Annotated in this window: 29 protein-coding genes; 1 reads left to right on the forward strand and 28 read right to left on the reverse strand. The window is 67.4% G+C overall.

All coding sequences use genetic code 11. The features are described 5' to 3' along the window. Positions 1–140: 140 nt before the first annotated feature. The 25 genes from ACRARE_RS14275 to ACRARE_RS14395 all read right to left on the reverse strand — a co-directional run bounded on the left by ACRARE_RS14275 (position 141) and on the right by ACRARE_RS14395 (position 20,813). Positions 141–749: an NADH-quinone oxidoreductase subunit J gene (locus tag ACRARE_RS14275; protein WP_432657118.1), complete on the reverse strand. Its 609-nt coding sequence runs from the start codon at positions 747–749 to the stop codon at positions 141–143. After that, positions 746–1,153, reverse strand: a complete 408-nt coding sequence (locus ACRARE_RS14280; RefSeq protein WP_432657119.1) for a carboxymuconolactone decarboxylase family protein — start codon at positions 1,151–1,153, stop codon at positions 746–748. The genes ACRARE_RS14275 and ACRARE_RS14280 overlap by 4 nt, the downstream gene beginning before the upstream one ends. Before the next feature lie 39 nt (positions 1,154–1,192). Further along, positions 1,193–1,687 (reverse strand): NADH-quinone oxidoreductase subunit NuoI, encoded by a 495-nt coding sequence (gene nuoI, locus ACRARE_RS14285; RefSeq protein WP_432657120.1) that lies wholly within the window; start codon positions 1,685–1,687, stop codon positions 1,193–1,195. 2 nt (positions 1,688–1,689) lie between these two features. Further along, positions 1,690–2,730: an NADH-quinone oxidoreductase subunit NuoH gene (gene nuoH, locus ACRARE_RS14290; protein ID WP_432657121.1), complete on the reverse strand. Its 1,041-nt coding sequence runs from the start codon at positions 2,728–2,730 to the stop codon at positions 1,690–1,692. Between the two features lie 6 nt (positions 2,731–2,736). After that, positions 2,737–3,057: a YNQ4 family lipoprotein gene (locus tag ACRARE_RS14295; protein WP_432657248.1), complete on the reverse strand. Its 321-nt coding sequence runs from the start codon at positions 3,055–3,057 to the stop codon at positions 2,737–2,739. 113 nt (positions 3,058–3,170) lie between these two features. Further along, positions 3,171–5,156: an NADH-quinone oxidoreductase subunit NuoG gene (nuoG, locus tag ACRARE_RS14300; protein WP_432657122.1), complete on the reverse strand. Its 1,986-nt coding sequence runs from the start codon at positions 5,154–5,156 to the stop codon at positions 3,171–3,173. A gap of 6 nt (positions 5,157–5,162) precedes the next feature. After that, positions 5,163–5,609 (reverse strand): DUF5333 domain-containing protein, encoded by a 447-nt coding sequence (locus ACRARE_RS14305; protein ID WP_432657123.1) that lies wholly within the window; start codon positions 5,607–5,609, stop codon positions 5,163–5,165. A 206-nt stretch (positions 5,610–5,815) separates the two neighbouring features. Next, on the reverse strand, positions 5,816–6,190 hold the full coding sequence (locus ACRARE_RS14310; RefSeq protein WP_432657124.1) for a hypothetical protein: 375 nt from the start codon (positions 6,188–6,190) through the stop codon (positions 5,816–5,818). Positions 6,191–6,194: 4 nt separating this feature from the next. Beyond that, entirely contained in the window at positions 6,195–7,496 is a 1,302-nt protein-coding gene (gene nuoF / locus ACRARE_RS14315; protein WP_432657125.1) for an NADH-quinone oxidoreductase subunit NuoF, read from the reverse strand. 3 nt (positions 7,497–7,499) lie between these two features. Next, complete coding sequence (locus ACRARE_RS14320; protein ID WP_432657126.1) at positions 7,500–7,736, reverse strand: DUF5337 domain-containing protein; 237 nt, start codon at positions 7,734–7,736, stop codon at positions 7,500–7,502. 3 nt (positions 7,737–7,739) lie between these two features. After that, entirely contained in the window at positions 7,740–8,357 is a 618-nt protein-coding gene (locus tag ACRARE_RS14325) for a helix-hairpin-helix domain-containing protein (RefSeq protein WP_432657127.1), read from the reverse strand. A gap of 8 nt (positions 8,358–8,365) precedes the next feature. Next, positions 8,366–9,535, reverse strand: coding sequence for an NADH-quinone oxidoreductase subunit E (locus tag ACRARE_RS14330; protein ID WP_432657128.1), 1,170 nt, complete (start codon positions 9,533–9,535; stop codon positions 8,366–8,368). Between the two features lie 143 nt (positions 9,536–9,678). Then, positions 9,679–9,969, reverse strand: a complete 291-nt coding sequence (locus tag ACRARE_RS14335) for a hypothetical protein (protein ID WP_432657129.1) — start codon at positions 9,967–9,969, stop codon at positions 9,679–9,681. Further along, complete coding sequence (locus tag ACRARE_RS14340; protein ID WP_432657130.1) at positions 9,969–10,130, reverse strand: hypothetical protein; 162 nt, start codon at positions 10,128–10,130, stop codon at positions 9,969–9,971. Before ACRARE_RS14340 ends, ACRARE_RS14335 begins: the two co-directional genes overlap by 1 nt. After that, on the reverse strand, positions 10,130–11,344 hold the full coding sequence (locus tag ACRARE_RS14345) for an NADH-quinone oxidoreductase subunit D (RefSeq protein WP_432657131.1): 1,215 nt from the start codon (positions 11,342–11,344) through the stop codon (positions 10,130–10,132). The genes ACRARE_RS14340 and ACRARE_RS14345 overlap by 1 nt, the downstream gene beginning before the upstream one ends. Next, positions 11,344–11,955 carry an NADH-quinone oxidoreductase subunit C gene (locus ACRARE_RS14350; protein ID WP_432657132.1) on the reverse strand — a complete coding sequence of 204 codons (612 nt, stop codon included), beginning with the start codon at positions 11,953–11,955 and terminating at the stop codon, positions 11,344–11,346. The genes ACRARE_RS14345 and ACRARE_RS14350 overlap by 1 nt, the downstream gene beginning before the upstream one ends. 12 nt (positions 11,956–11,967) lie before the next feature. Beyond that, positions 11,968–12,492 carry a NuoB/complex I 20 kDa subunit family protein gene (locus tag ACRARE_RS14355; protein WP_432657249.1) on the reverse strand — a complete coding sequence of 175 codons (525 nt, stop codon included), beginning with the start codon at positions 12,490–12,492 and terminating at the stop codon, positions 11,968–11,970. Beyond that, positions 12,492–12,857 (reverse strand): NADH-quinone oxidoreductase subunit A, encoded by a 366-nt coding sequence (locus ACRARE_RS14360; protein WP_432657133.1) that lies wholly within the window; start codon positions 12,855–12,857, stop codon positions 12,492–12,494. Before ACRARE_RS14360 ends, ACRARE_RS14355 begins: the two co-directional genes overlap by 1 nt. Positions 12,858–13,282: 425 nt before the next feature. Then, positions 13,283–14,068, reverse strand: a complete 786-nt coding sequence (locus ACRARE_RS14365) for a crotonase/enoyl-CoA hydratase family protein (RefSeq protein WP_432657134.1) — start codon at positions 14,066–14,068, stop codon at positions 13,283–13,285. Next, positions 14,065–14,928 (reverse strand): hydroxymethylglutaryl-CoA lyase, encoded by an 864-nt coding sequence (locus tag ACRARE_RS14370; protein WP_432657135.1) that lies wholly within the window; start codon positions 14,926–14,928, stop codon positions 14,065–14,067. The genes ACRARE_RS14365 and ACRARE_RS14370 overlap by 4 nt, the downstream gene beginning before the upstream one ends. A 33-nt stretch (positions 14,929–14,961) precedes the next feature. Beyond that, positions 14,962–15,639, reverse strand: a complete 678-nt coding sequence (locus ACRARE_RS14375; protein WP_432657136.1) for a glutathione S-transferase family protein — start codon at positions 15,637–15,639, stop codon at positions 14,962–14,964. After that, the gene (locus ACRARE_RS14380; protein ID WP_432657137.1) at positions 15,636–17,615 is read right to left on the reverse strand and encodes an acetyl/propionyl/methylcrotonyl-CoA carboxylase subunit alpha; all 1,980 of its coding nucleotides are present in this window, start codon (positions 17,613–17,615) and stop codon (positions 15,636–15,638) included. Before ACRARE_RS14380 ends, ACRARE_RS14375 begins: the two co-directional genes overlap by 4 nt. Then, positions 17,608–18,111, reverse strand: coding sequence for an O-acetyl-ADP-ribose deacetylase (locus tag ACRARE_RS14385; protein ID WP_432657138.1), 504 nt, complete (start codon positions 18,109–18,111; stop codon positions 17,608–17,610). Before ACRARE_RS14385 ends, ACRARE_RS14380 begins: the two co-directional genes overlap by 8 nt. Next, on the reverse strand, positions 18,108–19,085 hold the full coding sequence (locus tag ACRARE_RS14390; RefSeq protein ID WP_432657139.1) for an NAD(P)H-dependent flavin oxidoreductase: 978 nt from the start codon (positions 19,083–19,085) through the stop codon (positions 18,108–18,110). Before ACRARE_RS14390 ends, ACRARE_RS14385 begins: the two co-directional genes overlap by 4 nt. A gap of 123 nt (positions 19,086–19,208) precedes the next feature. Continuing rightward, positions 19,209–20,813, reverse strand: a complete 1,605-nt coding sequence (locus ACRARE_RS14395; RefSeq protein WP_432657140.1) for a carboxyl transferase domain-containing protein — start codon at positions 20,811–20,813, stop codon at positions 19,209–19,211. Between the two features lie 149 nt (positions 20,814–20,962). On the opposite strand from ACRARE_RS14395, the gene ACRARE_RS14400 reads away from it, so the two are divergent. Next, positions 20,963–21,565 carry an OmpW/AlkL family protein gene (locus ACRARE_RS14400; RefSeq protein ID WP_432657141.1) on the forward strand — a complete coding sequence of 201 codons (603 nt, stop codon included), beginning with the start codon at positions 20,963–20,965 and terminating at the stop codon, positions 21,563–21,565. 137 nt (positions 21,566–21,702) lie between these two features. Here the strand turns inward: ACRARE_RS14400 and ACRARE_RS14405 are convergent, their stop codons facing one another. The 3 genes from ACRARE_RS14405 to ACRARE_RS14415 all read right to left on the reverse strand — a co-directional run bounded on the left by ACRARE_RS14405 (position 21,703) and on the right by ACRARE_RS14415 (position 24,933). Beyond that, a complete protein-coding gene (locus ACRARE_RS14405; protein WP_432657142.1) occupies positions 21,703–22,866 on the reverse strand; it encodes an isovaleryl-CoA dehydrogenase in 1,164 nt (387 codons plus the stop codon). A gap of 190 nt (positions 22,867–23,056) precedes the next feature. Beyond that, positions 23,057–24,253 carry a DegT/DnrJ/EryC1/StrS family aminotransferase gene (locus tag ACRARE_RS14410; protein WP_432657143.1) on the reverse strand — a complete coding sequence of 399 codons (1,197 nt, stop codon included), beginning with the start codon at positions 24,251–24,253 and terminating at the stop codon, positions 23,057–23,059. 17 nt (positions 24,254–24,270) lie between these two features. After that, on the reverse strand, positions 24,271–24,933 hold the full coding sequence (locus ACRARE_RS14415) for an HAD-IIIA family hydrolase (RefSeq protein ID WP_432657144.1): 663 nt from the start codon (positions 24,931–24,933) through the stop codon (positions 24,271–24,273). Between the last annotated feature and the right edge of the window lie 158 nt (positions 24,934–25,091).

Raw genomic sequence — 25,091 nt, forward strand, 5'->3', positions numbered from 1 at the left:
AATGCTCATCGCTGTCCCGTTTCCCTCCCCCGGATCGGTCCGGGGTCGCTTTTCAATTTCTTTGAAGCCGGCCGCGCGGCCCGCTCCGGGTTTGTTTCGCCCCGGGCGCACCCGGGGCCAATCTGACACCGGTCAGAGGCCTAAAGCCCCTGCCCCGGTTTCACATCTTTCAGTTCCATCGCCTTGGCCGGGTCGCGCCACATCTGCGCCAGCACGTTCTGGCGCTTGATGTCCTGGCGGTGCCGCAGGGTCAGGACGATGGCCCCGATCATCGCCACCAGCAGGACCATGCCCGCCAGCTGGAAGACCAGGAAGTATTGTTCGTAGATCAGCAGGCCCAGGGCCGCGGTGTTCTGCACCCCCTCGGGGGCCACGGCCAGACGCGCGGCCTCGGCGGTTTCCGCCTCGGTCCAGCTGCCATAGGCTAGGGCGAATTGCATCAGCAGGATCACCCCGATCAGCAGAGCCAGCGGCATGTAGCGCGCCATTTCCGCCTTCAGCTCGGCAAAGTCGACATCCAGCATCATCACCACGAAGAGGAACAGCACGGCGACCGCCCCCACGTAGACGATGACCAGCAGCATGGCGACGAATTCCGCACCCAGCAGGACAAACAGGCCCGCCGCGCTGAGGAAGGAGAGGATCAGCCAGAGCACCGAATGCACCGGGTTCCGCGAGATCACGGTGAACAGGCCCCCGGCCAGCACGCAGATCGCGAAAAGGTAAAAGGAGAAGGCGGCGACGCTCATGTCTCATCATCCTCTTGTTCGTCCATGACCTCTTTCGCCAGTTGGGCGGCCTTGGTCATGGCGGGAATACCGGCGAACATCGACATCTGTGCGATGGCCTCGGCGATTTCTTGTTTCTTCGCGCCCGCCTCCAGAAGGTGGCGCACGGTGATACGCAGCTGGCTTTCGGCCTGTGCGCCCTGCATGGTCAGACCCGCGAGGGTCAGGAAAAGGCGGGTCTTGGCGTCCAGCCCTTCCGTGTTGACGGTGTTGCCAAAGGCAAGCTCCATCCATTCCTTCGGCATCGTCGGCCAAAGCGCCTCGAACCCCTTGGGGGTGAAGCTCTCCAGCGCCGGGTTCATGGACTTGGCCATGTCCTGGGCGTGCCGGATGAACATCTCGAACGGGTTTTGGGCATCAGCCATGGGCGGCCCCCTTTCCCGGCTTATGTTCAACGGAACGGATCATCGGTAGGGCGCATCCAGTTCCAGGTTGCGGGCGATCTCGGCTTCCCAGCGGGCCCCGTTATCCAGCAGCTTTTCCTTGTCGTAGAACAGCTCTTCGCGGGTCTCGGTGGCAAACTCGAAGTTCGGCCCCTCGACGATGGCATCCACCGGGCAGGCTTCCTGGCAGAAGCCGCAGTAGATGCATTTCGTCATGTCGATGTCGTAACGCGTGGTCCGGCGAGAGCCGTCTTCGCGCGGTTCGGCATCAATGGTGATGGCCTGGGCCGGGCAGATCGCCTCGCACAGCTTGCAGGCGATGCAGCGCTCTTCCCCGTTGGGATAGCGGCGCAGCGCATGTTCACCGCGGAAGCGGGGCGACAGCGGCCCCTTTTCATGCGGGTAGTTCAGCGTGGCCTTCGGCTTCATGAGGTATTTGAACCCCATCTTGAAGCCTTTGAAGATGTCCATCAGCAGGAAGTACTTGGCGGCGCGGGTATAGTCGACGCTTGCCATGATCAGCCTCCAATCATCCAGCGGGCATAGGCGCCGCCGAAGAGTTCGAATTTCGCCAGGAATGCCACCAGCACGACCCAGCCCAGCGACAGCGGCAGGAAGACCTTCCAGCCGATGCGCATCAGCTGGTCGTAGCGGTAGCGCGGCACGACCGATTTCGTCATCGCGAAGATGAAGAAGACCAGGATGCACTTGCCGAAGAACCACAGGAAGCCGTCGGGCAGACCCGGGATCGGAGACAGCCAGCCGCCGAAGAACAGCGTGGTGGTCAGGGCGCACATCAGCACGATGGCGACATATTCACCGATCATGAACAGCAGGAAGGGGGTCGAGCTGTATTCCACCTGATAGCCGGCCACCAGTTCCGATTCCGCTTCCGGAAGATCGAAGGGCGGGCGGTTGGTCTCGGCGTGGGCCGAGATCAGGAAGAGGAACAGCATCGGGAAGTGCGGCAGCCAGTACCAGCTGAAGATGCCATAGCCCGTGTCCTGCGCCGCGACGATGTCGCCGAAGTTCATCGAGCCGGTCGAGATGACGATGCCGATGATGATCAGACCCAGAGACACCTCGTAGGAAATCATCTGCGCGGCAGAGCGCAGCGAGCCCAGGAAGGGATATTTCGAGTTGGACGCCCAGCCCCCCATGATCACGCCGTAAACCTCAAGCGAGGAAACGGCGAAGACATAAAGGATGGCCACGTTGATGTCCGACAGGACCCAGCCGTCGTTGAACGGGATCACCGCCCAGGCGATCATCGCCAGAACGAAGCTCATCATCGGAGCGAGGAAGAAGACGAACTTGTCGGCGCCCGCCGGCACCACGACCTCCTTCAGGATATACTTGCCGAAGTCGGCGAAGCTCTGCAGCAGACCGAAGACGCCGACCACGTTGGGTCCGCGCCGCAGCTGGACCGCGGCCCAGATCTTGCGGTCCGCGTATAGCAGAAAGGCGAGGCACACCAGCAGGGGCACCACGATCAAAAGCACCTGTCCAACAATCGTCAGTAGGATGCCTAGCGGGTTAGAGGTGAAAAACTCAGCCATGTGTCCTCACACCGTCGGTATTCCGTTTTCCGCGCAATGCGCAGCGACAACTTCCGCATCGATCGTGCGCAAACCCTCGGGCAGGGCTGCCGAGACGGTATAAACCGCATCTGCTTCCCAGTGACCAGAGACCTCGGCGACATTTGTGCGCAGATGTCTTGCAAATCCGTAGCCGCGGATCAGCGCATATTGCGCCGCCGCACATTCCGCGTAGTCCGAGAGATCCTCGGGCCCGCGCGCCCCCCGCATGGAGACATGGAAATTCACCAGGTCCCCATCCAGAAGGCGGGTCTCAATCCCGTCATAGGCCAGCGATGCGGCAGGCATCTGCGCAGCACGGGTGGCGGGCTGCGGGGTGCAGCCGCCCTCCGGTCCGGCGCAGGTCATCCCGCAGCCGCTGAGGGCCGCCAGGGCCCCGGATCCTATGATCGCGACAGCTTTCATTCGGCCGCCAGGGGCGCCGCGGCGCGTTCGGCGGCCATGCGCGACAGATCCGCCATGACCTCGGAAGCCCGGGCAATCGGGTTGGTCAGGTAGAAGTCGCGAATGACAAGGCGGAAGTCCGCGTCGCCCAGGGGCGCAGCAGGCAGCGCCACCCAGTCGTTGGCGGGCACCTGGTCGATCATCGCCAGATGCGGCACCTCGGCCACCAGGGCCTGACGCAACTGTGCCAGGCTGTCCCAGGGCTGGGTCGCGCCCAGCTCTGCCGACAGCGCCCGCAGGATCGCCCAGTTTTCCTTGGCCTCGCCGGGGGCAAAGCCCGCGCGCATGGCCAGCTGGGGGCGGCCTTCGGTGTTCACGAAGAGACCGTTTTCTTCCGTATAGGCGGCGGCGGGCAGGATGACATCGGCGCGCATCGCACCCCGGTCCCCATGGCTGCCCTGATAGATCACGAAGGGCCCTTCGCCGATCTCGACCTCATCCGCGCCGAGGTTGAAGATCACGTCGGCGCCTTCCATGGCGTCCAGACCTTTCTCGGTCACCGCGCCCACGTCCAGCGCGCCGACGCGCGAGGCGGCGGTGTGCAGCACAAGCAGCTTGCCCGTCAGGGCCTGGGCGGCGGCCAGGACGGCGGCGCCGTCGGCCTCGTTCAGCGCGCCCTGGCCGACGATCACGATGGCGTCTTCGCCCACCTTCAGATCGGCCAGCGCGGCGCGGCCGGTGCCCGCATGGGTGTAGTCATAGGTCAGATCGACGGCGGGGCCGACGAGGGTAACATTGGCGCCCTTGCTCCAGGCCTTGCGGATGCGCGCGTTCAGCACCGCCGCCTCGACCCGGGGGTTGGTGCCGATCAGCACGATTTCCTTGGCGCTGTCGATCTCCTCGATCGCCACGTTACCCACATAGGCCGAGCGGTTGTCGGCGGGCAGACGGGCGCGGTCGGTGCGGCATTCGATGACACCGCCCTGCCCTTCGATCAGCTGCTTCAGCGCGAAGACCGCCTCGACCGGGGCCAGATCGCCAACCAGCGCGGCCAGGCTTTGCGCGCCCTTCACTGCACCGGCCACGGCGGCCAGCGCCTCGGGCCAGGTGGCGGGGGTCAGCTTGCCGTCCTTGCGCACATAGGGGCGGTCCAGACGCTGGCGGCGCAGACCGTCCCAGATGAAGCGCGTCTTGTCCGAGATCCATTCCTCGTTCACGCCGTCATGGTTGCGCGGCATGATCCGCATCACTTCGCGGCCCTTGGTATCGACCCGGATGTTGGAGCCGAGGGCATCCATCACATCCACGGTTTCGGTCTTCGTCAGCTCCCACGGGCGGGCGGTGAAGCTGTAGGGTTTCGACACCAGCGCGCCCACGGGGCACAGGTCGATGATGTTGCCCTGCAGGTTCGAATCCAGCGTCTTGTTCAGATACGAGGTGATTTCCGCATCCTCGCCCCGGCCGGTCTGGCCCATCTGGGTGATCCCCGCCACCTCGGTGGTGAAGCGCACGCAGCGGGTGCAGCTGATGCAGCGGGTCATGTGGGTATCGACCAGCGGGCCCAGATCAAGATCATCGGTGGCGCGCTTCGCCTCGCGATAGCGCGAGAAGTCGACGCCATAGGCCATCGCCTGGTCTTGCAGGTCGCATTCGCCGCCCTGGTCGCAGATCGGGCAATCCAGCGGGTGGTTGATCAGCAGGAATTCCATGACCCCTTCGCGGGCCTTCTTGACCATCGGCGAGGTGGTCTTGATCACCGGCGGCGCGCCATCGGGACCGGGGCGCATGTCCTTGACCTGCATCGCGCAAGAGGCGGCGGGCTTCGGCGGGCCGCCGACGACCTCGACCAGGCACATGCGGCAGTTGCCGGCGATCGACAGACGCTCGTGATAGCAGAACCGCGGCACCTCGACACCGGCCTGTTCACAGGCCTGGATCAGCGTCAGGGCCGGATCGACCTCGATCTCCTGGTCGTCGATGATGATCTTGCGAAGGTCAGACATGGGTGCTCACTTTGCTTTCAAGAGGGCGCCGATGCGGCTATTCCGAGCGATCTCGGCCGCGCCGAGGCTGCACAGATCCGCCGGGACATCGGGGTCCAGTCCTTGGGATTTCACGTATTGCTCGCCCAGCTGGCGCATCCGCGCCTTTTCCGCGTCGCTGGTGGCGTAGTCCTCGATTTCCGCGTTGGAATAGCCCAGATCGCGGGCCCGGGCGCGCAGATCGTTCAGCACCAGCAGCCCTTTCAGGTTGCGCGGGGCGATCTGGTCGCAATGGTCGCTGATCTCGATCGCCAGGGCGACCCAGAGCATGTTGCGGTCGATCTCCTCGACCTCGCGCAGGGGCGGAAGGTCGCCGCCGGTGCTGGCCTGGGCGGCCAGGGGCATCAGCGGCAACAGCGCCGTCAGCGCGGCGGCCAGGACGGGACGAAGACGAAGGGAGGAAACGGGGCGCATGGCATATCCTTTCTGCGGGGTTTCACCCCGCAGATCGGCGCCCGCCGAACTGTTATTCAATAGCATCGCCCGCGCGCCAGGGGCACGCGGCGAAACATCGCCCAGGGTCGGGCGACGGCGCGCAGATCCCGCCCATGCCACCGCCCGCCGCCGGGCAGAGGCCCGGCGATGCGCGGCCCGCAGGCCGAAGGGATATGCGCGCAGGGTTACCATCCGCGGCAGCTCCCGCTCATGATCAGGGTGCCGTCCTGGATCATCAGGGCGGTATCCTCGGCATCGGGGTTCGAGGCGTCCCATTCGATCTGGCTGCTGCCGAAATAGGTGATGCAGTGGGTGTTGGCCTCAAGCCGGCCCGCCTCGCGCGCCCCTGCCAGGGTCTTGCCCGCATCCCGCACCGCGACGGTGAAGACCTCGGGGGTCTCCTTGTCGAACTCGACCTTGGCGCGGAAATACTCCCCGTCGAAGACCGGGCGCGCACCGTTGGCCCAGGGGGTCAGCCGGGAACAGGCGGTCACGGAAAGGCCGACGCAGGCCAGAAGGGCCAGGCGGGTCGCGATCTTGGGGGCGGACAGGGACATCATGGACTTACTCCGCAGCGGTCAGGATGGTGGTGGACCGGCCGGTCTTCTGGCGCTTGATCCGGTCCTCGATCTCGTCGCGGAAGTGACGGATCAGGCCCTGGATCGGCCAGGCCGCCGCATCGCCCAGGGCACAGATGGTGTGACCCTCGACCTGCTTGGTCACGTCCAGCAGCATGTCGATCTCTTCCGGCTCGGCCTCGCCGGTCACCAGACGATCCATGACACGCATCATCCAGCCGGTGCCTTCGCGGCAGGGCGTGCACTGGCCGCAGCTTTCATGCTTGAAGAACTTCGACAGGCGCCAGACGGCCTTCACCACGTCGACCGAGTTGTCCATGACGATCATGCAGCCGGTGCCGAAGCTGGACTGGTTCTGACGCATCCAGTCGAAATCGAAGATCGCGTCTTCCAGCTTGTCCTTGGGCAGCACCGGGCAGGAGGCGCCGCCGGGGATGATGGCCTTCAGGTTGTCCCAGCCGCCGCGAATGCCGCCGCCGTGATGCTCGATGATCTCGCGCACCGACAGGGACATCTGCTCTTCGAAGACGCAAGGGGTGTTCACATGGCCGGTCAGCGCCATCAGCTTGGTGCCGGCGTTGTTCGGGCGGCCGAAGCTGCTGAACCATTCGGGGCCGCGGCGCAGGATGGTCGGCACGACGGCGATCGACTCGACGTTGTTCACCGTGGTCGGGCAGCCGTAAAGGCCCGCGCCCGCCGGGAACGGCGGCTTCATCCGGGGCATCCCCTTCTTGCCTTCCAGGCTTTCGATCAGCGCCGTTTCCTCGCCGCAGATATAGGCCCCTGCCCCGTGGTGCAGGAAGACGTCGAAGTTGTAGCCGGACTTGCAGGCGTTCTTGCCGATCAGACCGGCATCATAGGCCTCGTCGATGGCCGCTTGCAGGGCCTCTTTCTCGCGGATGTATTCGCCGCGGATGTAGATATAGGCGGCGACCGCGTTCATGGCGAAACCGGCGATCAGCGCCCCTTCGACCAGCGTATGCGGGTCGTGGCGCATGATCTCGCGGTCCTTGCAGGTCGCGGGTTCGGATTCGTCCGCGTTGATCACCAGATAGGCGGGGCGCCCGTCGCTTTCCTTCGGCATGAAGGACCACTTGAGACCGGTGGGGAAGCCCGCACCGCCCCGACCGCGAAGGCCACTGTCTTTCACCTGCTGGATGATCCAGTCGCGCCCGTTGGCAAGGATGCCCGCGGTGCCGTCCCAATGGCCACGTGCCTGCGCGCCTTTCAGCGAGCGGTCGTTCATGCCGTAGAGATTGGTAAAGATACGATCCTGATCCTTGAGCATGTCTTACCCTTTGTCATCCCGGCGCGCACGCCAGATCTGCGCCACCACCACCAGCGCCCAGACGAAGGCGGCGATGGCGGCAAAATCGAACAGGAAGACGTAGCGCTGCGGCAGGCCGATCTGGCCGCCCGCGAACTGAAGGGCCATCCAAAGCACCATGGTCACCGCAATCACGATGCCCACCAGGCGCCCCTTGCGGGCCAGTTCCAGCTCTTTCGCGTGGTCTTCCGTCATCTCCATTCCTCAGCCCGCCGCATTGTCGGCGGACATCTCGCGGGCCTGGGCGATCCAGCCGTCACGGCTGGCCCGCCCCCGGGCCCCTTTCACGTTCTCGTCGACCCAGGCCAGATCGGCCTCGGTCCAGGCGGCGATCTGGTCGAAGCGGGTGATCCCCGCCGCCGCCAGCGCCCCGGCCAGTTTCGGGCCGACGCCCTTCAGCCGTTGCAGGTCATCCGGTTCGACCGGGGCCTGCGCCATCTCTGTCTCTGCCACCGGCGTGGCGGTCGCTTCGGCGCTCGCCTCAGCCGGGGCCTCTTCGGCAGGCGCGGCCTGCGGCGCGGCGATGCCCTCGGCCAGGGGGGCTGCGCGTTCCACGCTGCGGCCCGGCTGCACTTCGCCGTCCGGCGCGCGGACGGCCTCGGCGGCCTGATGGGCGACGCCGGTCACCGGCCCCTGCCCCGCCTGCCCCTGGCAGACGAACCGTTGCAGCCCGACCACCAGACCCGCCCCGGCCAGAACGGCCAGAACCAGCGCGCCCAGAAACCCCAGGGGCCCGGTCAGACCGATGAGCAGCGCAAGCGCCAGAGCGGCGCCAAGCGCCTGCCCCGTCATCCTGCAAAGGTTGCTGCTCATCATCGCCATGGCCTAGATCACTTGTCCTCGTAGACGTCGCCGTCTTTCACGCGTTTCGAGAAATCGGTCTGTTCGCCCGACGCCAGTTTCTGCGCCTGACCGACCCAGTCGTCGCGGCTGACACGGCCCTTGAAGCCGACCAGGTTCTGGTCCGCCCAGGCAACCTGCGCCGCGTCCCAGGACGCGATCTGGTCGAAGTGGAAGATGCCGATCTCGTTCAGCACGCTTTCCAGCTTCGGACCGACGCCCGAGATCTCTTTCAGATTGTCGGCCTTGCCGTCGCGCGGGCCCTCCAGGGCCTCGGGCTTGGCACCCTCGCCCGCGGCGGCCACGGCCTCTGCCGAGACGGCGGGGGTGGGCTTGGCGGTGGCCTCGGCAGGGGCGGCCTGCTTGGTCACGCCGGTGTCGTCGGCGGGTTTGTCGGCGGCGGGCTTGGCCTCGGCCTCGACCACCGGGGTTTCGGCGGGGCCTGCGGGCTTGGCATCGCGCCAGGGGGTCAGGATCGGCACTTCGGTGCCGTCGATGCGTTTCACCGTATCGCCGATCTCGACCGCGCGGGCGACCGAACCGTTATGGGCAACCTTGCTTTCTTCCCACTGCGACAGCGCCTTGGCGCCGCCCGCGGGTTCGGAAGAGAAGCGGCCGTTCTGCGGCCCCGGCACCGGCACCTCGCCCGCCGCCAGCTTGTCCAGCAGCGCGGCCAGGCCTTCGGCGGTCAGGTCTTCGTAGTAGTCCTTGCCGATCTGGGCCATCGGTGCGTTGGCGCAGGCGCCCAGGCATTCGACTTCTTCCCAGGAAAACTTGCCGTCCGCCGACAGGGCATGGGCCTTGGGCGCGATCTTTTCCTTGCAGACCGAGATCAGATCCTCGGCGCCGCAGATCATGCAGGTCGTGGTGCCGCAGATCTGGATATGGGCGACCGAGCCGGTCGGTTGCAGCTGGAACATGAAGTAGAAGGTCGCAACCTCCAGCGCACGGATATAGGCCATGCCCAGCAGGTCAGCCACATATTCGATGGCCGGCTGGCTTAGCCAGCCTTCCTGTTCCTGGGCCCGCCAGAGCAGCGGAATGATGGCAGAGGCCTGACGGCCTTCCGGGTACTTGGAAATCTGGCCCTCGGCCCATTTCATGTTCGCCTCGGTGAAGGCGAAGCTCTCCGGCTGTTCGTGGTGCAGGCGTCTCAGCATCGGCTCAGGTCCCGTCCTTTACTCTGTCGTTGGCGCGGGGTTGGCCCCGCTCCGGCCCACTGGGGCCCGTTCTGTTGCGACGGTCGCCCGCCTCTGTCGTCTGTCGGCGGCAGGGCCGCCTGTCGTCATCGGTGCGGCGCGCCTCAGACGGCGCAGTCCCCGACCGTCAGCTGAACCGCCCCGTCGGGCAGCGAGATCGCCTCGCCGCTGACGATCTTGTACTGCGCCAGCGCGATGGCCTGTTCCCGGGTCATCCCGGTTTGCAGTTCCACCGGCAGGTAGTCCCGTTCGGTGCGCAGCACACAGCCCACCGAGGCCACGGCGTCGTTGAAATTCTCGGCCGCCCCGGGGGGCAGGTCGCTGGGGGGCATGGTACAGGCCGCCAGGGCCAGGCCACCGGCCCCCAGGGCCACGCGCAGTGCCAGCATCCGCATCAGAAGTACCCCCGTCCGATATCCATCAGCACGGCCACCGCCGCACCCACGATCGCCCCGATCAGCAGACGCGAGCCGCCCCGCGCCGCCAGCACGGCCACAAGGCCGCAGACGGCGCCGACCAGCAGCTGCCACAGGGAAATCGTGACGTCGCCCAGCATCAACGGTCGACCTCGCCGAACACGATGTCCATCGTGCCGATGATCGCCGCCACGTCGGCCAGCTGGTGGCCCGAGGCCACGTAGTCCATGGATTGCAGATGCAGGAAGCCCGGGGCGCGCAGCTTGGCGCGGTAGGGCTTGTTGGTGCCATCTGCCACCAGGTAGACGCCGAACTCGCCCTTGGGCGCCTCGACGGCGGCATAGACCTCGCCAGCCGGGACGTGGAAGCCCTCGGTATAAAGCTTGAAGTGGTGGATGAGCGCCTCCATCGAGGTCTTCATCTCGCCGCGCTTCGGCGGGGTCAGCTTGCCGCGCGCCAGAACGTCGCCGGGGGTTTCCCGCAGCTTGACGATGGCCTGGCGCATGATCTTCACGCTTTCGCGCATCTCGGCCATGCGGCAAAGGTAGCGGTCATAGCAGTCGCCGTTCTTGCCGACGGGGATCTGGAAGTCGAACTCGTCGTAGCATTCATAGGGCTGCGCACGACGCAGGTCCCAGGCCAGGCCCGACCCGCGCACCATGACGCCGGAATAGCCCCAGTCCTGGATGTCCTGCTCGGTGATGACACCGATGTCGACGTTCCGTTGCTTGAAGATCCGGTTCTCGGTCAGCAGGCTGTCGATGTCATCCAGCTTGGCCGGGAACTCGATCGCCCATTCCTCGATATCATCCAGCAGCTTGTCGCTGAGATCCTGGTGCACGCCACCGGGGCGGAAATAGGCGGCGTGGAAGCGCGCGCCCGAGGCCCGTTCGTAGAAGATGCACAGATCTTCGCGCGGCTCGAAGCCCCACAGCGGCGGTGTCAGCGCGCCCACGTCCATGGCCTGGGTCGTCACGTTCAGCAGGTGGTTCTGAATGCGCCCGATCTCGCAGAACAGCACGCGGATCAGCGAGGCGCGTTTCGGGATTTCGACCCCGGTCAGCTTTTCGATGGCCAGGCACCAGGCGTGTTCCTGGTTCATCGGCGCCACGTAATCCAGCCGGTCCATATAGGGCAGGTTCTGGAGGTAGGTGCGGCTTTCCATCAGCTTTTCGGTGCCACGGTGCAGAAGGCCGATATGCGGGTCCGCCCGCTCGACGATCTCACCGTCCAGCTCCAGCACCATGCGCAGCACGCCGTGGGCCGCCGGGTGCTGGGGCCCGAAGTTGATGTTGAAGTTGCGGATCTGCTGTTCGCCCGTCTGGGCGTCGTCGAAACCTTTGGATCCGTCCATCACTTCGCCCCCTCTTCGGTCTTCTCGTCACCGGGAAGAATATACTCGGCCCCCTCCCAGGGGGACATGAAATCGAACTGGCGGTATTCCTGCACCAGGCTGACGGGTTCGTAGACGACGCGTTTCTGCACCTCGTCGTAACGCACCTCGGTATAGCCGGTGGTGGGGAAGTCCTTGCGCAGCGGGTGACCGCGGAAGCCGTAGTCGGTCAGGATGCGGCGCAGGTCCGGGTGGCCCGAGAAGACGATGCCGAACATGTCGAACACCTCACGCTCGAACCAGTCGGCCGATTTGTGCACGCTGGTGATCGAGGGCACCATCTCGTCGTCGCGCACGGCGACGCGCAGGCGGATGCGCTGGTTCTGGTACATCGACAGGAAGTGATAGACCACGTCGAACCGCTTCGGCCGTTCGGGGTAATCCACCGCCGTGATGTCGACCAGCGACGAGAACTTGCAGGAGCTGTCGGTCCGCAGGAACTCGACAAAGCCCACGATGTTCGAGGGGGTCACGTCGATGTTCAGCTCACCGAAGGACACATCCCAGGCGGCGACGCAATCGGGGCGCTTGGCCTCGATATGGGCGCCCAGTTCGTTCAGAGCTTCGCTCATGATCTTGCCCCCTCAGCGCGTCAGAGTGCCGGTGCGACGGATCTTCCGCGCCAGCTGCAAAATGCCGTAAACCAGCGCCTCGGCGGTCGGCGGGCAGCCGGGGACGTAGATGTCCACGGGCACAATGCGGTCGCAACCGCGCACCACCGAGTAGCTGTAGTGATAGTAGCCGCCGCCATTGGCGCAGCTGCCCATCGAGATGACGTAACGCGGTTCGGGCATCTGGTCGTAGACCTTGCGCAGCGCCGGGGCCATCTTGTTGGTCAGGGTGCCCGCGACGATCATCACGTCGGACTGGCGCGGGGAGGCCCGCGGCGCGGTGCCGAAACGTTCGATGTCGTAGCGCGGCATCGAGCTGTGCATCATCTCGACGGCGCAGCAGGCCAGGCCAAAGGTCATCCAGTGCAGAGAGCCGGTCCGCGCCCAGGTGATCAGGTCTTCGGTCGAGGTCAGCAGGAACCCCTTGTCCTGAAGTTCCCGGTTCAGCGCCTGGGTGGCGACTTCCTTGTCGGCCTGCGCGGTATTGGCAGAGGTCATCACTCCCATTCCAGGGCTCCCTTCTTCCATTCATAGGCGAAGCCGATGGTCAGGACGGCCAGGAAGACCATCATCGACCAGAAGCCCACCATCGAGATGTCCTTGAAGGCCACGGCCCAGGGGAACAGCATGGCGATTTCCAGGTCGAAGATGATGAACAGGATCGACACCAGATAGAACCGGACGTCGAATTTCATCCGCGCATCGTCGAAAGCGTTGAAGCCGCATTCGTAGGCGCTGACTTTTTCGGGATCGGGGTTGCGCACGGCGAGGATCAGCGCGGCGAGGATCAAGACCAGGCCAAGGGCGATCGCGACCGCGAGAAAGATGAGGATGGGAAGGTATTCCCGCAGCATCTCTTCCACGAATGGCTCCTTTCATGGGCGGCGGGGGTCCGCGCGTCCGGACCCTCAAGGCTGTGTCGGGTTTTACGCTCGCCCCCCGGCAGGGTCAACCGAGGGCGCGCGTTTTACACGGTTACGATGTGTCCTGAACTTCCTTTGTAAACAATTGAATACCAAGGAATTGATCTCGGCCACGACGGTTAACGCCGCATTGCCGCGTCGCCAGCAGTACCCAACGGAATCAGTCGGAAATACATGACGGAATCACTCAGTTTTGCCGTCGCCCCCTCTGCGGCGCGGCATGGGCGCGGGAAAGTGCCCTGATCTCAGCACCCTGCGCGGCAGCGGCCCAGGTGCCGCAATGCAGCACCGTATGGCTGCGCGGGCCCTGCCCCCCTCCGCCGATCCGGCGCGGCGCGGCCCGGGGCCCGCGCCGCCCCCCGGTTTCAGCCCTGCCAGGGCGGGGTCGTCTTGGCGAAGAAGGCCGCGATCCCGGCCTGGGCCTCGCTGCCTTCCCAACAGGCAACCAGCTCCTCGACCGAATGGGCCACCTCGGCCTCGCTGGGCGCGCCGCCCAGACGCCGGGCCAGGCGCTTGGCCCGGGCCACGGCCTCGGGCGCGGTCTCCAGGATCGGGGCCAGCTCGGCCTCGATGGCCGCGTCCAGCCCCTCGGCGGGCACCACCCGGGCCAGCAGATCCAGCTCTTGCGCCAGGGCGGCGTCAAAGCGGTTGCCCTGGAAAAAGATGCGCCGGGCGCCCGCCGGGCCGGTGCGGGCGATGACATAGGGGCCGATGGTGGCGGGGATCAGGCCCAGTCGGGTCTCGGTCAGGGCCATCTTCACCACATCGGCGCCAATGGCCACGTCACAGACCGCCGCCAGCCCGACGCCGCCGCCAAAGCAATTGCCCTGCACCCGCCCGATCAGCGGCTTGGGCAGCGCGTCGAGCGCGCCCAGCATGTCGGCCAGCTTGCGCGCCTCCACCCGCCGCGTGGCGCTGTTGGCGCGCATCTGGTCCTGCATCCAGCCCAGATCGCCCCCGGCGCAGAAGCTGCGGCCCTCGGCGCCCAGCACCACGACGCGCACCGACGGGTCATCGCCCAGCTGGGCCGCCGCCGCCGTCAACTCGTCGATCATCACCGCGTTCATCGCATTGTGTTTCTCGGCACGGGCCAGCCACAGATGGGCCACGCCGCGCGCGTCCTGTTCGATACGGATCGTCTGGTAGCTCATGCCGTCTCTCCCTGCCGCATCCTGCGGGCCATCGCCGCCGCCTCTTCCAGAACCGCCGGGTCCAGCCCGGTGGCAAAGCCGCGCGCCTCGACGCGGGCGCGCACGGCCTCTGTGGCCACATTGCCCGCCGCCCCCGGCGCATAGGGGCAGCCGCCCAGCCCGCCGACGGCGGCATCGAAAATCCGCAGCCCGAGGTCCAGCGCCACATCTATATTGTCCAGCGCCCGGCCCCCGGTGTCGTGGAAATGCCCCGCCACCCGTTCGGCGGGGATCTGGTGCAGCACCGCGCGCAGCATCGGCGCCACCTCCTCCGGGGTGGCGCGGCCCAGGGTCTCGCCCAGCGAGATCTCGGTGCAGCCCATGTCGAACAGCTCTGCCGCCACATCGGCCACCGCCTCGGGCGCCACGGCGCCGTCATAGGGGCAATGGGTGACGCAGCTGACATAGCCGCGCACCGGCAGATCGGCGGCGCGGGCGGCCTCGACCACCGGGCGGAACCGATCCAGGCTTTCGGCGATGGAGGCGTTGATATTGGCGCGGCTGAACCCTTCGGAGGCGGCGCCGAAGACGGCCACCTCGTCCACCCCCGCCGCCAGCGCGTCCTCGAAGCCCCGCATATTGGGGGTCAGCGCGGTATAGCGCACGCCGGGCGCCCGGGTGATGCCGGCCAGCACGTCTGCGCTGCCCGCCATCTGCGGCACCCATTTCGGGCTGACGAAGCTGGCGCATTCGATGCGCGCGAACCCCGCCCGGCTGAGGCAATCGACCAGGGCGATCTTCTCGGCCACCGGAATGGCCCGCGCCTCGTTCTGCAACCCGTCGCGCGGGCCCACCTCGAATATCTCGACCCTCTCGGTCATCGCTCCCCCCTCCCTATGTGTGTGCCGCCGCGCTTACTGCGGCGGGCTTTCTTGCAGCGGCGGATAGAAATCCTGCGCATAGACCCCGGTGTCGGGCTCGGGCCGCGCGCTGGCAAAGCTTGGCCGGTCGGTGATACGCTCGTACCAGGCCGCCATTTCGGGGAACCCCTCCATGTCGGTGAAATGCAGCGCCATCCACACCGCCTGCCCGACGGCAATGTCGGCCGCCGAAAAGCCCGAGGTCAGCAGGTAGTCGCGGTTCTCGACCGGGGTCGACAGGCGCCCCTCGATGGCGGCAAAGCATTTCTTCAGCCGCGCCACCTCGATCTTCATCACGGTGGGCGAGCGCATCCAGTCCTCGTGCAGCACCAGATGCTGTTGCGTCAGCGCCGCACAGTGCTGCGAGACGGTTTCGGCAAAGTGCAGCCAGACCAGCCAGTCGGGCCGGTCCAGATCCCCCGCCGGGCGGCCCAGGCCGCGCTCGGGGAAGCGTTCACAGAGGATCTCCATGATCGCCAGGCTTTCGAAATAGGTCTCGCCGTCCATTTCCAGCGCGGGCACCCGACCGGCGGGTGACAGCGACAGGTAGTCGGGCTGGCGCAGCGAGGCGTCGAAGGGGCGGATCGACATCTCGAAGGGCACCCCCAGCTCGTAGAGTAGCCACAGCACCCGCATAGAGCGCGACCCGGCACAATGATGCAGCGTGATCATGCGGCCTCTCCCGCATCCTCCGCCTCAAGCCGGATCAGAGCGGCGCCGGCTTCGACCTGGCCGCCCTCCGTGGTCAGAATTTCGGCAACGATACCATCTCGCGGGGCGACAAGCGCGTGTTCCATCTTCATGGCCTCAAGGATAGCCAATCGTTGCCCGGCGGCAACCGTATCGCCGGGGGCCGCGAAAAGCTGACGCAGAAGGCCCGGCATCGGCGCCAGGATCACGTCACCGCCCGCGCCCTCGTCGGCCCCCTGACCGGGCAAGACCTGGTCCAGCACCAGCGGCCAGCCGCCAAACAGGGTGATGCGGGTTCCGGCGCGGTGCCAGCCCGGGGCGCGCGCGCCCTCCAGCCACCAGGCGCCGTTCTGCCAGCGGGCCGCGACCGGGGCGCCCTCGCCCCCGCCCTCGACCGCCGTGATGACATGGCTGCCATCCTCCAGGCTTTCGACCGCCAGCACATGGGCCTCGCCCGCCTGGTCCAGCGTCACGATGCGGCGCAGCGGCGCCCACAGGGTGAAGCCCCGGCGCGGCGCGGGGGCCTCGGCCAGATCCAGCGCGATCATCGCCGCCCAGGCCAGGGCAGCGGTGTCCGCCTTTGGCGCGTCGCACAGCACCGCCTGATGGCGTTCGATCAGCCCGGTATCGACCTCGCCCGCACGGAAGTCCTCTTGCGCCGCCAGCCGTTCCAGGAAGCCCAGGTTGGTGACGCTGCCCGCAACTTCGGTGGCCCGCAGCCCGGCCTCCAGCCGCGCCAGCGCCACGTCGCGGGTCGGACCATGGGCAATCAGCTTGGCGATCATCGGGTCGTAATGGGGACTGATCTCGTCGCCCTCGCGGACGCCGGTGTCGATGCGCAGCCCCTCGGGGAAGGCCAGCCGGTCCAGCCGACCCGTGGCAGGCAGGAAGCCAGCGCTGGCATCCTCGGCGTACAGGCGCGCCTCGAAGGCGTGACCTGTGATCGTCAGATCCTCTTGCGCGCAGGGCAGCGGTTCGCCCGCCGCGACGCGGATCTGCCATTCCACCAGATCGACGCCGGTGATCGCCTCGGTGACGGGATGTTCCACCTGAAGGCGGGTATTCATCTCCATGAACCAGAAGCCATCGGCGCGCAGGCCGTTACTGCCATCGGCGATGAACTCGATCGTGCCCGCCCCCTTGTAGCCAATGGCCTCGGCGGCGCGGACGGCGGCGCCGGTCATGGCGGCGCGCACCTCCTCGGACATGCCCGGCGCGGGGGCCTCCTCGATCACCTTCTGGTGGCGGCGTTGCAGCGAACAGTCGCGCTCGAACAGATGCACCGCCCGGGTGCCGTCGCCAAAGATCTGCACCTCGACGTGGCGCGGGCTGAGGATGTATTTCTCCACCAGCATCTCGTCATTGCCGAAGGCGCCCCGCGCCTCGGCCTTGGCCGCGGCCAGCGCCTCGGCGAAGCCCTCGGGGGCGTCGACACGGCGCATCCCCTTGCCGCCGCCGCCCGCGACGGCCTTCAGCAGCACGGGATAGCCGATGCGGTCCGCCTCGGCGGCCAGATGCGCCTCGGACTGCTCGGCGCCGTGATAGCCCGGCACCACCGGCACCCCCGCCTCTTCCATCAGCGCCTTGGCCGCGCCCTTCAGCCCCATGGCCCGGATCGCCTTGGCCGAAGGGCCGATGAAGACCAGCCCCGCCGCCTCCAGCGCCTCGACGAAATCGGGGTTCTCGGACAGGAAGCCATAGCCCGGATGCACCGCCTCGGCCCCGGTGGCCCGGGCGGCGGCGATGATCGCCTCACCCCGCAGATAGCTTTCGTCAGGGCGCGCGCCGCCCAGGCTGACCGCCTCGTCGGCCAGCGCCACATGACGGGCGCCCGCGTCCACGTCGGAATGCACCGCCACGGTGGCAATGCCCATGGCGCGCGCGCTTTCGATCACCCGACAGGCGATCTCGCCCCGGTTTGCCACCAGGATTTTCTTGAACAGATGTCCCTCAGCCATCGACGGCCTCCCTCAATATCTCTGCCTGCCGGGCGTCATAGGCGACCAGCGTAATGTCCATCTCGTCCCGGGCCTCGGCCTGCCAGGCGCGGCAGGCGCAGACGGCGACCCGGGCGGCGGCGCGCGCCGGATAGCCGTAGACCCCGGTGGAAATCGCCGGAAAGGCGATAGAGCGCAGCCCGGCGTCCGCGGCTAGGTCAAGCGCATGGCCGTAACAGGCCGCCAGCGTTTCGGCCTCATGCGCCTGGCCCCCCTTCCAGACCGGCCCCACGGTGTGGATCACATGGGGCGCGGGCAGGTCATGGCCGCCGGTCAGCCGCGCCTCACCCGGCGGGCAACCGCCCAGGGTGCGGCACTCGGCCAGAAGGCCCGGCCCGGCGGCGCGGTGAATGGCGCCGTCGACGCCCCCGCCCCCCAGCAACTGCGGATTGGCGGCGTTGACGATGGCGTCGACCGCCAGGGTGGTGATGTCGCCCTGCCAGACGCTCAGGCTCATCGCCGCCTCCATCCACCCGCCAGCAGCCCCTCGGCCTGCGTTGCCATCTCTTCCAGGATCTCGACCGCCGGGCGCACCCGGTCGATCAGCCCGATCCCCTCGCCCACGATGGGGCCCGCAATATCCGCCTCGCCCGTGGCGGCGGCGTCCAGCCAACGCGCCCGCGCGGCCTCGTCCCGGGCCAGCGCATCGAGCCGCCCTTCCCATTCGTCGGAAAAGGCATTGCGCATCCCGCGCAGGTCGAACCCCTCGGGCCAGTTTTTCTGCCGCGCCACGTCCCACAGTTTGCTGCGGTAGGTGGCATCGCCCCCGGCCTGCATTGCGGCGCGATGCTGCCCCTCAGGCACCAGCGCCTCGGCGGCGGCCCAGAAGGCAGTGCCGCAGACCACGCCCTCGGCCCCCAGCATCAGCGCGGCGGCCAGGCCGCGGCCATCGGCAATGCCGCCAGCGGCAAAGAGCAGCACCTCGGGCGCCTCGCGCGCCAACAGATCGGCCAGTTCCGGCACCAGGGTCATCGTGGCGCGACGCGCCCCATGGCCGCCGGCCTCGGTGCCCTGGGCGACCAGCGCCATGGCGCCCGCCGCCAGCGCCGCGCGGGCCTGTTCAACGCTTTGCACCTGCGCCATCACCGGCACACCCGCGTCCCGCGCCTTTGCCGCAAAGGGCGCCAGGTCGCCGAAGGACAGGAACAGCAGCTCTGGCGCCTCGGCCAGTATCTCGTCCAGCAGGGCCTCGCCCAGGGCACCGGTCTCGGCCAGCGCCCAGGTGATGAAGCCCAAGCCCCGGCGCGCATTGCCCGCCTGCGCCCATTCGCGCCGCACCCAAGTGGGATCGGCATAGCCGCCCCCCACCAGGCCCAGCCCGCCCGCGCCGCTGACGGCGGCGGCCAGCGCGCCGCCCGACACGCCCGCCATGGGCGCCAGCAGCACCGGATGGCGCAGATCGAACCTCTGGGTGACACGCGTCTCGATCATCGCCCCGCCCCCTCTTCTCGTTGCCAAAAATATCCCGGGGGAGTCGCGGCGCCGCCGGGACGGGGGCAGAGCCCCCTGCCCGCCCGCCGCAGGCGCGGCCTTCGCACGCAGGTCAGACCCCGATCACATGCGGAAAATGCCAAAGCGGCTCTCCTCGATGGGGGCGTTCAGGCTGGCCGACAGGCTCAGCGACAGCACCTCGCGGCTTTTGCGCGGATCGACGATGCCGTCGTCCCAAAGACGCGCCGAGGCATAGAGCGGGTGGCTCTGCCGGGCGAACTGCTCCTGCATGGGGCGCTTGAATTCGGCCTCTTCCTCGGCGCTCCAGCTCTGGCCCTGACGTTCCAGCCCCTCGCGCCGCACCTGGGCCAGCACGCCCGCCGCCTGATCGCCGCCCATGACGGCAATGCGCGAATTGGGCCAGGTCCACATGAACCGGGGGGAATAGGCGCGCCCGGCCATGCCGTAGTTGCCCGCCCCGTAGGAGCCACCCACCACCATGGTGATCTTCGGCACCGAGGTGCAGCTGACGGCGGCCACCATCTTGGCACCGTGGCGCGCGATGCCCTCGGCCTCGTATTTGCGGCCCACCATGAAGCCGGTGATGTTTTGCAGGAAGACCAGCGGGATCTTCCGCATCGAACACAGCTCGACGAAATGGGCGCCCTTCACGGCGCTTTCGGAAAACAGCACGCCGTTGTTGGCCACGATGCCCACGGGCCAGCCGTCGATATGGGCGAAACCGCAGACCAGGGTCTCGCCAAAGCGCGCCTTGAACTCGTCGAAGCGGGAACCGTCGACCAGCCGCGCGATCACCTCGCGCACGTCATAGGGGATCTTGGCATCGGCCGGCACCACGCCCAGCAGTTCGGCGGGGTCATAGGCCGGGGCCTCGGGCGACTGGCGGACAATGCCGCCGGGGCGGGTGCGGTTCAGCGCCGCCACCTGGGCGCGGGCCAGTTCCAGCGCATGGGCGTCATCCTCGGCCAGGTGATCGGCCACCCCCGACAGCCGCGTGTGCAGATCGCCGCCGCCCAGATCCTCGGCCGTGACGACCTCGCCGGTGGCGGCGCGCACCAGGGGCGGGCCCGCCAGGAAGATGGTGCCCTGTTCGCGCACGATGATGGTCACGTCGGACATGGCGGGCACATAGGCGCCGCCAGCGGTACAGCTGCCCATGACCACGGCGATCTGGGCAATGCCCTTGGCCGACATCCGCGCCTGGTTGAAGAAGATCCGCCCGAAATGGTCGCGGTCGGGAAAGACCTCATCCTGGTTGGGCAGGTTGGCGCCGCCGCTGTCCACCAGATAGACGCAGGGCAGATGGTTTTCCTCGGCGATCTCCTGGGCGCGCAGGTGTTTCTTCACCGAGATGGGATAATAGGTGCCGCCCTTCACCGTGGCGTCATTGGCCAGCACCATCACCTCTTGCCCGGCGACGCGACCGATCCCGGCGATGATGCCCCCGCCCGGCGCGGCGCCGTCGTAAAGGGCATGGCCCGCCGTGGCACCGATCTCGAGGAAGGGCGAGCCGGGATCCAAGAGCCCCGCCACACGGTCGCGCGGCAGCATCTTGCCCCGCGACAGATGCCGCGCCCGGGCCTTTTCGCCCCCGCCCGCAGCCGCGGCCTCGGCGGCGGCGCGCACCTCGGCCAGGGCGGCCTCATGGGCGGCCAGGTTGGTGCGGAAATCATCCCCGCCGGTCAGGATCTTCGACGCGAGCTTCATGCCCCTCTCCTTGTTTTTCCCTTGGCGGGCCGAAGCCTACGCCAGAATGTCGCACCCCCGCGCGGCGCGCGGTGAAGTTGACCCAGATCAATGAATTGGCCGCCGAAGGGGCGCAAAGGGGCAGTCGAGACAGACTGAAAGGAAACCCCATGCAACTCCGGACCCTCCTCCTCTCCGCCACCGCCGTCCTGGCGCTCGGCGCGTCCGGTGCCGCCGCTCAGCAGGCTGGCGACATCACCCTTGGTGTCGGTATCGGCAACGTGAACCCGAAAGACGACAACGGCACCGCCGGCGGCGCCCGTCTGGACATCGACGACGATACCCAGATCACGCTGACGCTGGAGTATTTCATCACCGACAACCTCGGGATCGAACTGCTGGCCGCAACCCCCTTCACCCATGACATCAAGCTGGGCGGGGCGGATATCGGCAGCGTGAAACACCTGCCGCCGACCATCAGCCTGAACTACCACTTCCAGAACGGCAGCGACGTGACGCCCTTCATCGGCGCCGGTGTGAACTACACCACCGCCCTGGACGTCGACTCCTCGGTGCCCAACCTGAAGCTGGAAGACAGCTGGGGCCTGGCCCTGCACGCCGGCCTGGACTACCGCGTCAGCGAAAAAGGCCAGATCCGTGCCGATGTGCGCTGGATGGACATCGACATGAAGGTCAAATCCGGCAACACCACCCTGGGCACCGCCGAGGTCGACCCGCTGGTCGTGGGCATTTCCTACGTCCACACCTTCTGAACCCGGCTCAACGACATGACCGGCCCGTTCCCTCGGGAGCCGGTCCAGCGGGCGCGCCAAACAGGCGCGCCCGTTTTGCATGGCGGCCCCGGGTCGCCGGGGCGCCGCCGCATATGTCGCGTCCAGGGCCTGCATGATCAGCTCATCGCCGCCATCAGCTCTCGCCCGACCAGCATCCGCCGGATTTCCGAGGTGCCCGCGCCGATCTCCATCAGCTTGGCATCGCGGAAGATCCGCGCCACCGGCGCATCCGCCAGGAAGCCCGCACCGCCCATGGCCTGCACCGCCTGGTGCGCCACCACCATGGCCTCTTCGCTGGCATAAAGGACGCAGCCCGCCGCATCGGCGCGGGTGACCTCGCCCCGGTCGCAGGCGCGGGCCACCTCGTAGACATAGGCCCGGGCCGAGTTCAGCTTGACGTACATATCGGCGATCTTGCCCTGCATCAGCTGGAAATCCCCGATGCGCTGACCGAACTGCTTGCGCTCGGCCATATAGGGCATGATCTCGTCCAGGCAGGCGGCCATGATGCCGGTGCCGATGCCCGACAGGACCACGCGTTCGTAGTCCAGCCCCGACATAAGCACGCGCACGCCGCGCCCCTCTTCGCCCAGCACGTTCTCGAAGGGCACTTCGACATCGTCGAAGATCAGCTCGGCGGTGTTCGAGCCACGCATCCCCAGCTTGTCGAAATGCGGCGATGTGCTGAAGCCCTTCATCGACTTCTCGACGATGAAGGCGGTGATGCCCTTGCTGCCCGCCTCCGGGTCGGTCTTGGCATAGACCACCAGGGTGTCCGCATCGGGCCCGTTGGTGATCCAGTACTTGTTGCCGTTCAGCACGTAGCGGTCGTTCTTCTTCTCGGCGCGCAGCTTCATGCTGACCACGTCCGAGCCTGCGCCCGGCTCGCTCATCGCCAGGGCGCCGACGTGCTCGCCACTGACCAGGCCCGGCAGGTACTTCGCCTTCTGCTCGGCAGAGCCGTTCAGGCGGATCTGGTTCACGCAGAGGTTGGAATGGGCCCCATAGGACAGAGAGACCGAGGCGGAGGCGCGGGCGATCTCCTCGACCGCGATCACATGGGCCAGATAGCCCATGCCGGTGCCGCCGTACTCTTCATCGACGGTCAGGCCCAGAAGGCCCATGTCGCCCATCTCGCGCCACAGCGCGGCGGGAAAGACATTCTCGCTGTCAATCTCGGCGGCCATCGGCTTGACCCGGCCCTGCGCCCAGGCGTGGACCGCCTCGCGCAGCGCGTTGATATCCTCGCCCAGATCGAAGCGCATGGATGCGGTGAACATCGGGCTCCTCCCTTCCCGTTTATGAACACTTGTTCACACCATAGATCCCCGCCCCGTCCCGCGTCAATACGCGATCGGATAAGGCGCAGCGATTGGCGCCCATGGGCCGAACGAAAAACACCGGCGCCGTGGCCGGGCCGGTGTCACTGTTAGCTTGCATCGGGCGCGCCGGGGGCGTCGGGACAGGCCCCTAGCCCTGCGCCTGCCAGACCGCGCCGACCTCGGCGCGGATGATCCGTGCCAGCAGGGTGCAATCGTCCAGAGAGAAGGTCAGCGGCAGGCGCATGTCCAGGATGCCCTTCAGCACCCGGTCGGTCTGCGGCATGGGCGCGCTTTCCGCATAGCGCCAGCTGTCATAGCGCGAGGTGAAGCCCTGGGGCTCGGCGGCGCCGAACCACTTCAGCTCGACCCCACGGGCGGCACAGCGCGCCAGCACCTCCTGCACCGCCTCTTCGGACCAGTCCAGCAACAGGAACTGGATGGACGAGCCCACATAGGTCTCGGCCTCGGGGCGCTCGATCACCGTCAGGCCCGGGGTGCCGCGCAGCCCCTCCTCGACCACGCGATACCGCGCGTTCCAGGCGGCGCATTGGGCCTCCAGCTTGCGCAGCTGCGGGCGCAGGATGGCGGCGCGCAGGTTGTCCATGCGGCCCGAGACATTGGGGGTGTCGTATTTCACCCGCTCGAAAACCTCTGGCCCGGGGGCGGCAAGGTGCTTGCCATAAAGCATGTAGCTGCCGGTCAGGATGACGGCGCGGGCGGCGACCTCGTCGTCGTCGGTGACCATAAAGCCCCCCTCGCCCGAGTTGACGTGTTTGTAGGTCTGGGTGGAATAGCAGCCCGCCAGCCCCTGGCGCCCGCTGACCTGGCCGTTCCAGGCGGCCCCCATGGTATGGGCGCAATCCTCGACCACCTTGACGCCCGCGGCATCGCAGATCGCCATCAGCCGGTCCATGTCGCACAGATGCCCGCGCATATGGCTGAGCAGCAGAACACGGGCCTGGCCGATCTTGGCCTCCAGATCGTCCAGGTCGATCACCAGGCCTTCGGTCACCTCGACATAGATCGGGCGCCCACCCACGGCAGCAATGGCGCCGGGCACGGGGGCCAGGGTAAAGGCATTGGTCAGCACGGGATCGCCGGGTTTCACCCCCACGGCGCGCAGGGCGGTGGTGATGGCGATCCCGCCAGAGCCGGTGGCGACGCAGTATTTGGCGCCGGTCAGTTCGGCGAACTCCTTCTCCAGCAGCGCGGCCTCGCCCGCCTCGTCGGGCAGGGTGTTGTAGCGATGCAGGCGCCCGCTGCGCATCACCGCCACGGCGGCCTCGATGGCCTCTTCGGGGATCGGTTCCTGCTGGGTGAAACTGCCGGTGAACCGTTCGGTCATGGGCGTTCCTTTCGTGCCTAGAGGGACAGGCCGGCGACCACGCCGGGCAATTCGTCGAAATGGCCGATGATCGCCTCGGGGGCGAGCGCCGCCATATCCTCGCCCGAGGGGCCGAAACCCACCAGGATAGAGGGCACCCCCGCCGCGCGGGCGGTGTTGCGGTCGGTGTCGCTGTCGCCCACCAGGCAGCAGCGGGCCGGATCACCACCGGCGCGGCGCGCCGCCTCGCGCAGGGGTTCGGGGTCGGGCTTTTTCACCGGCAATGTGTCGGCGCCGATCAGGGCCGCGAACTCCTCCAGCACGCCCAGCTCGGTCAGCAGGCGGCGGGCCAGGCCCTCGGGCTTGTTGGTGCAGATGGCCACGGCGTGGCCTTGGGCTCGCAGGGTGGCCACGGCCTCCATCGCGCCGGGGTAGAGAACCGTGTGGCGGGCGATGTCGCCCGCGTAGGCCTCCAGCAGCAGCGGATAAAGGCGGTCGATCTCGGCCGCATCCTCGGCCCGGCCCAGCCGGGTCATCCCCAGGCGCAGCATGGCGCGCCCGCCGCGTAGGGCGGTGCCCGCGTCGCCCGCCCCCAGCAGATCGCCCGCGCCCAGCGAGCGGAAACAGGCATTGGCCGCCGCCAGCAGATCGCCACTGGTATCCGCCAGGGTCCCGTCCAGATCGAAGATCACCGCGCCCATCTCATTCCTTCCCCGCTTGCCCTGCCCAGCCCGTGCAGGCGCCGTTTCGCCGCCAATTGTTGCGATGCGAAACCCAAGTTGATCGCGCCACGACGCCACCCGGCTTGCACGCCTCTGCCCACCGGATAAAACGGGCGCGACGAAAGAACAATGGCCCA

It is taken from the genome of Pseudooceanicola aquaeponti (assembly GCF_050897975.1).
Lineage (GTDB): Bacteria > Pseudomonadota > Alphaproteobacteria > Rhodobacterales > Rhodobacteraceae > Pseudooceanicola.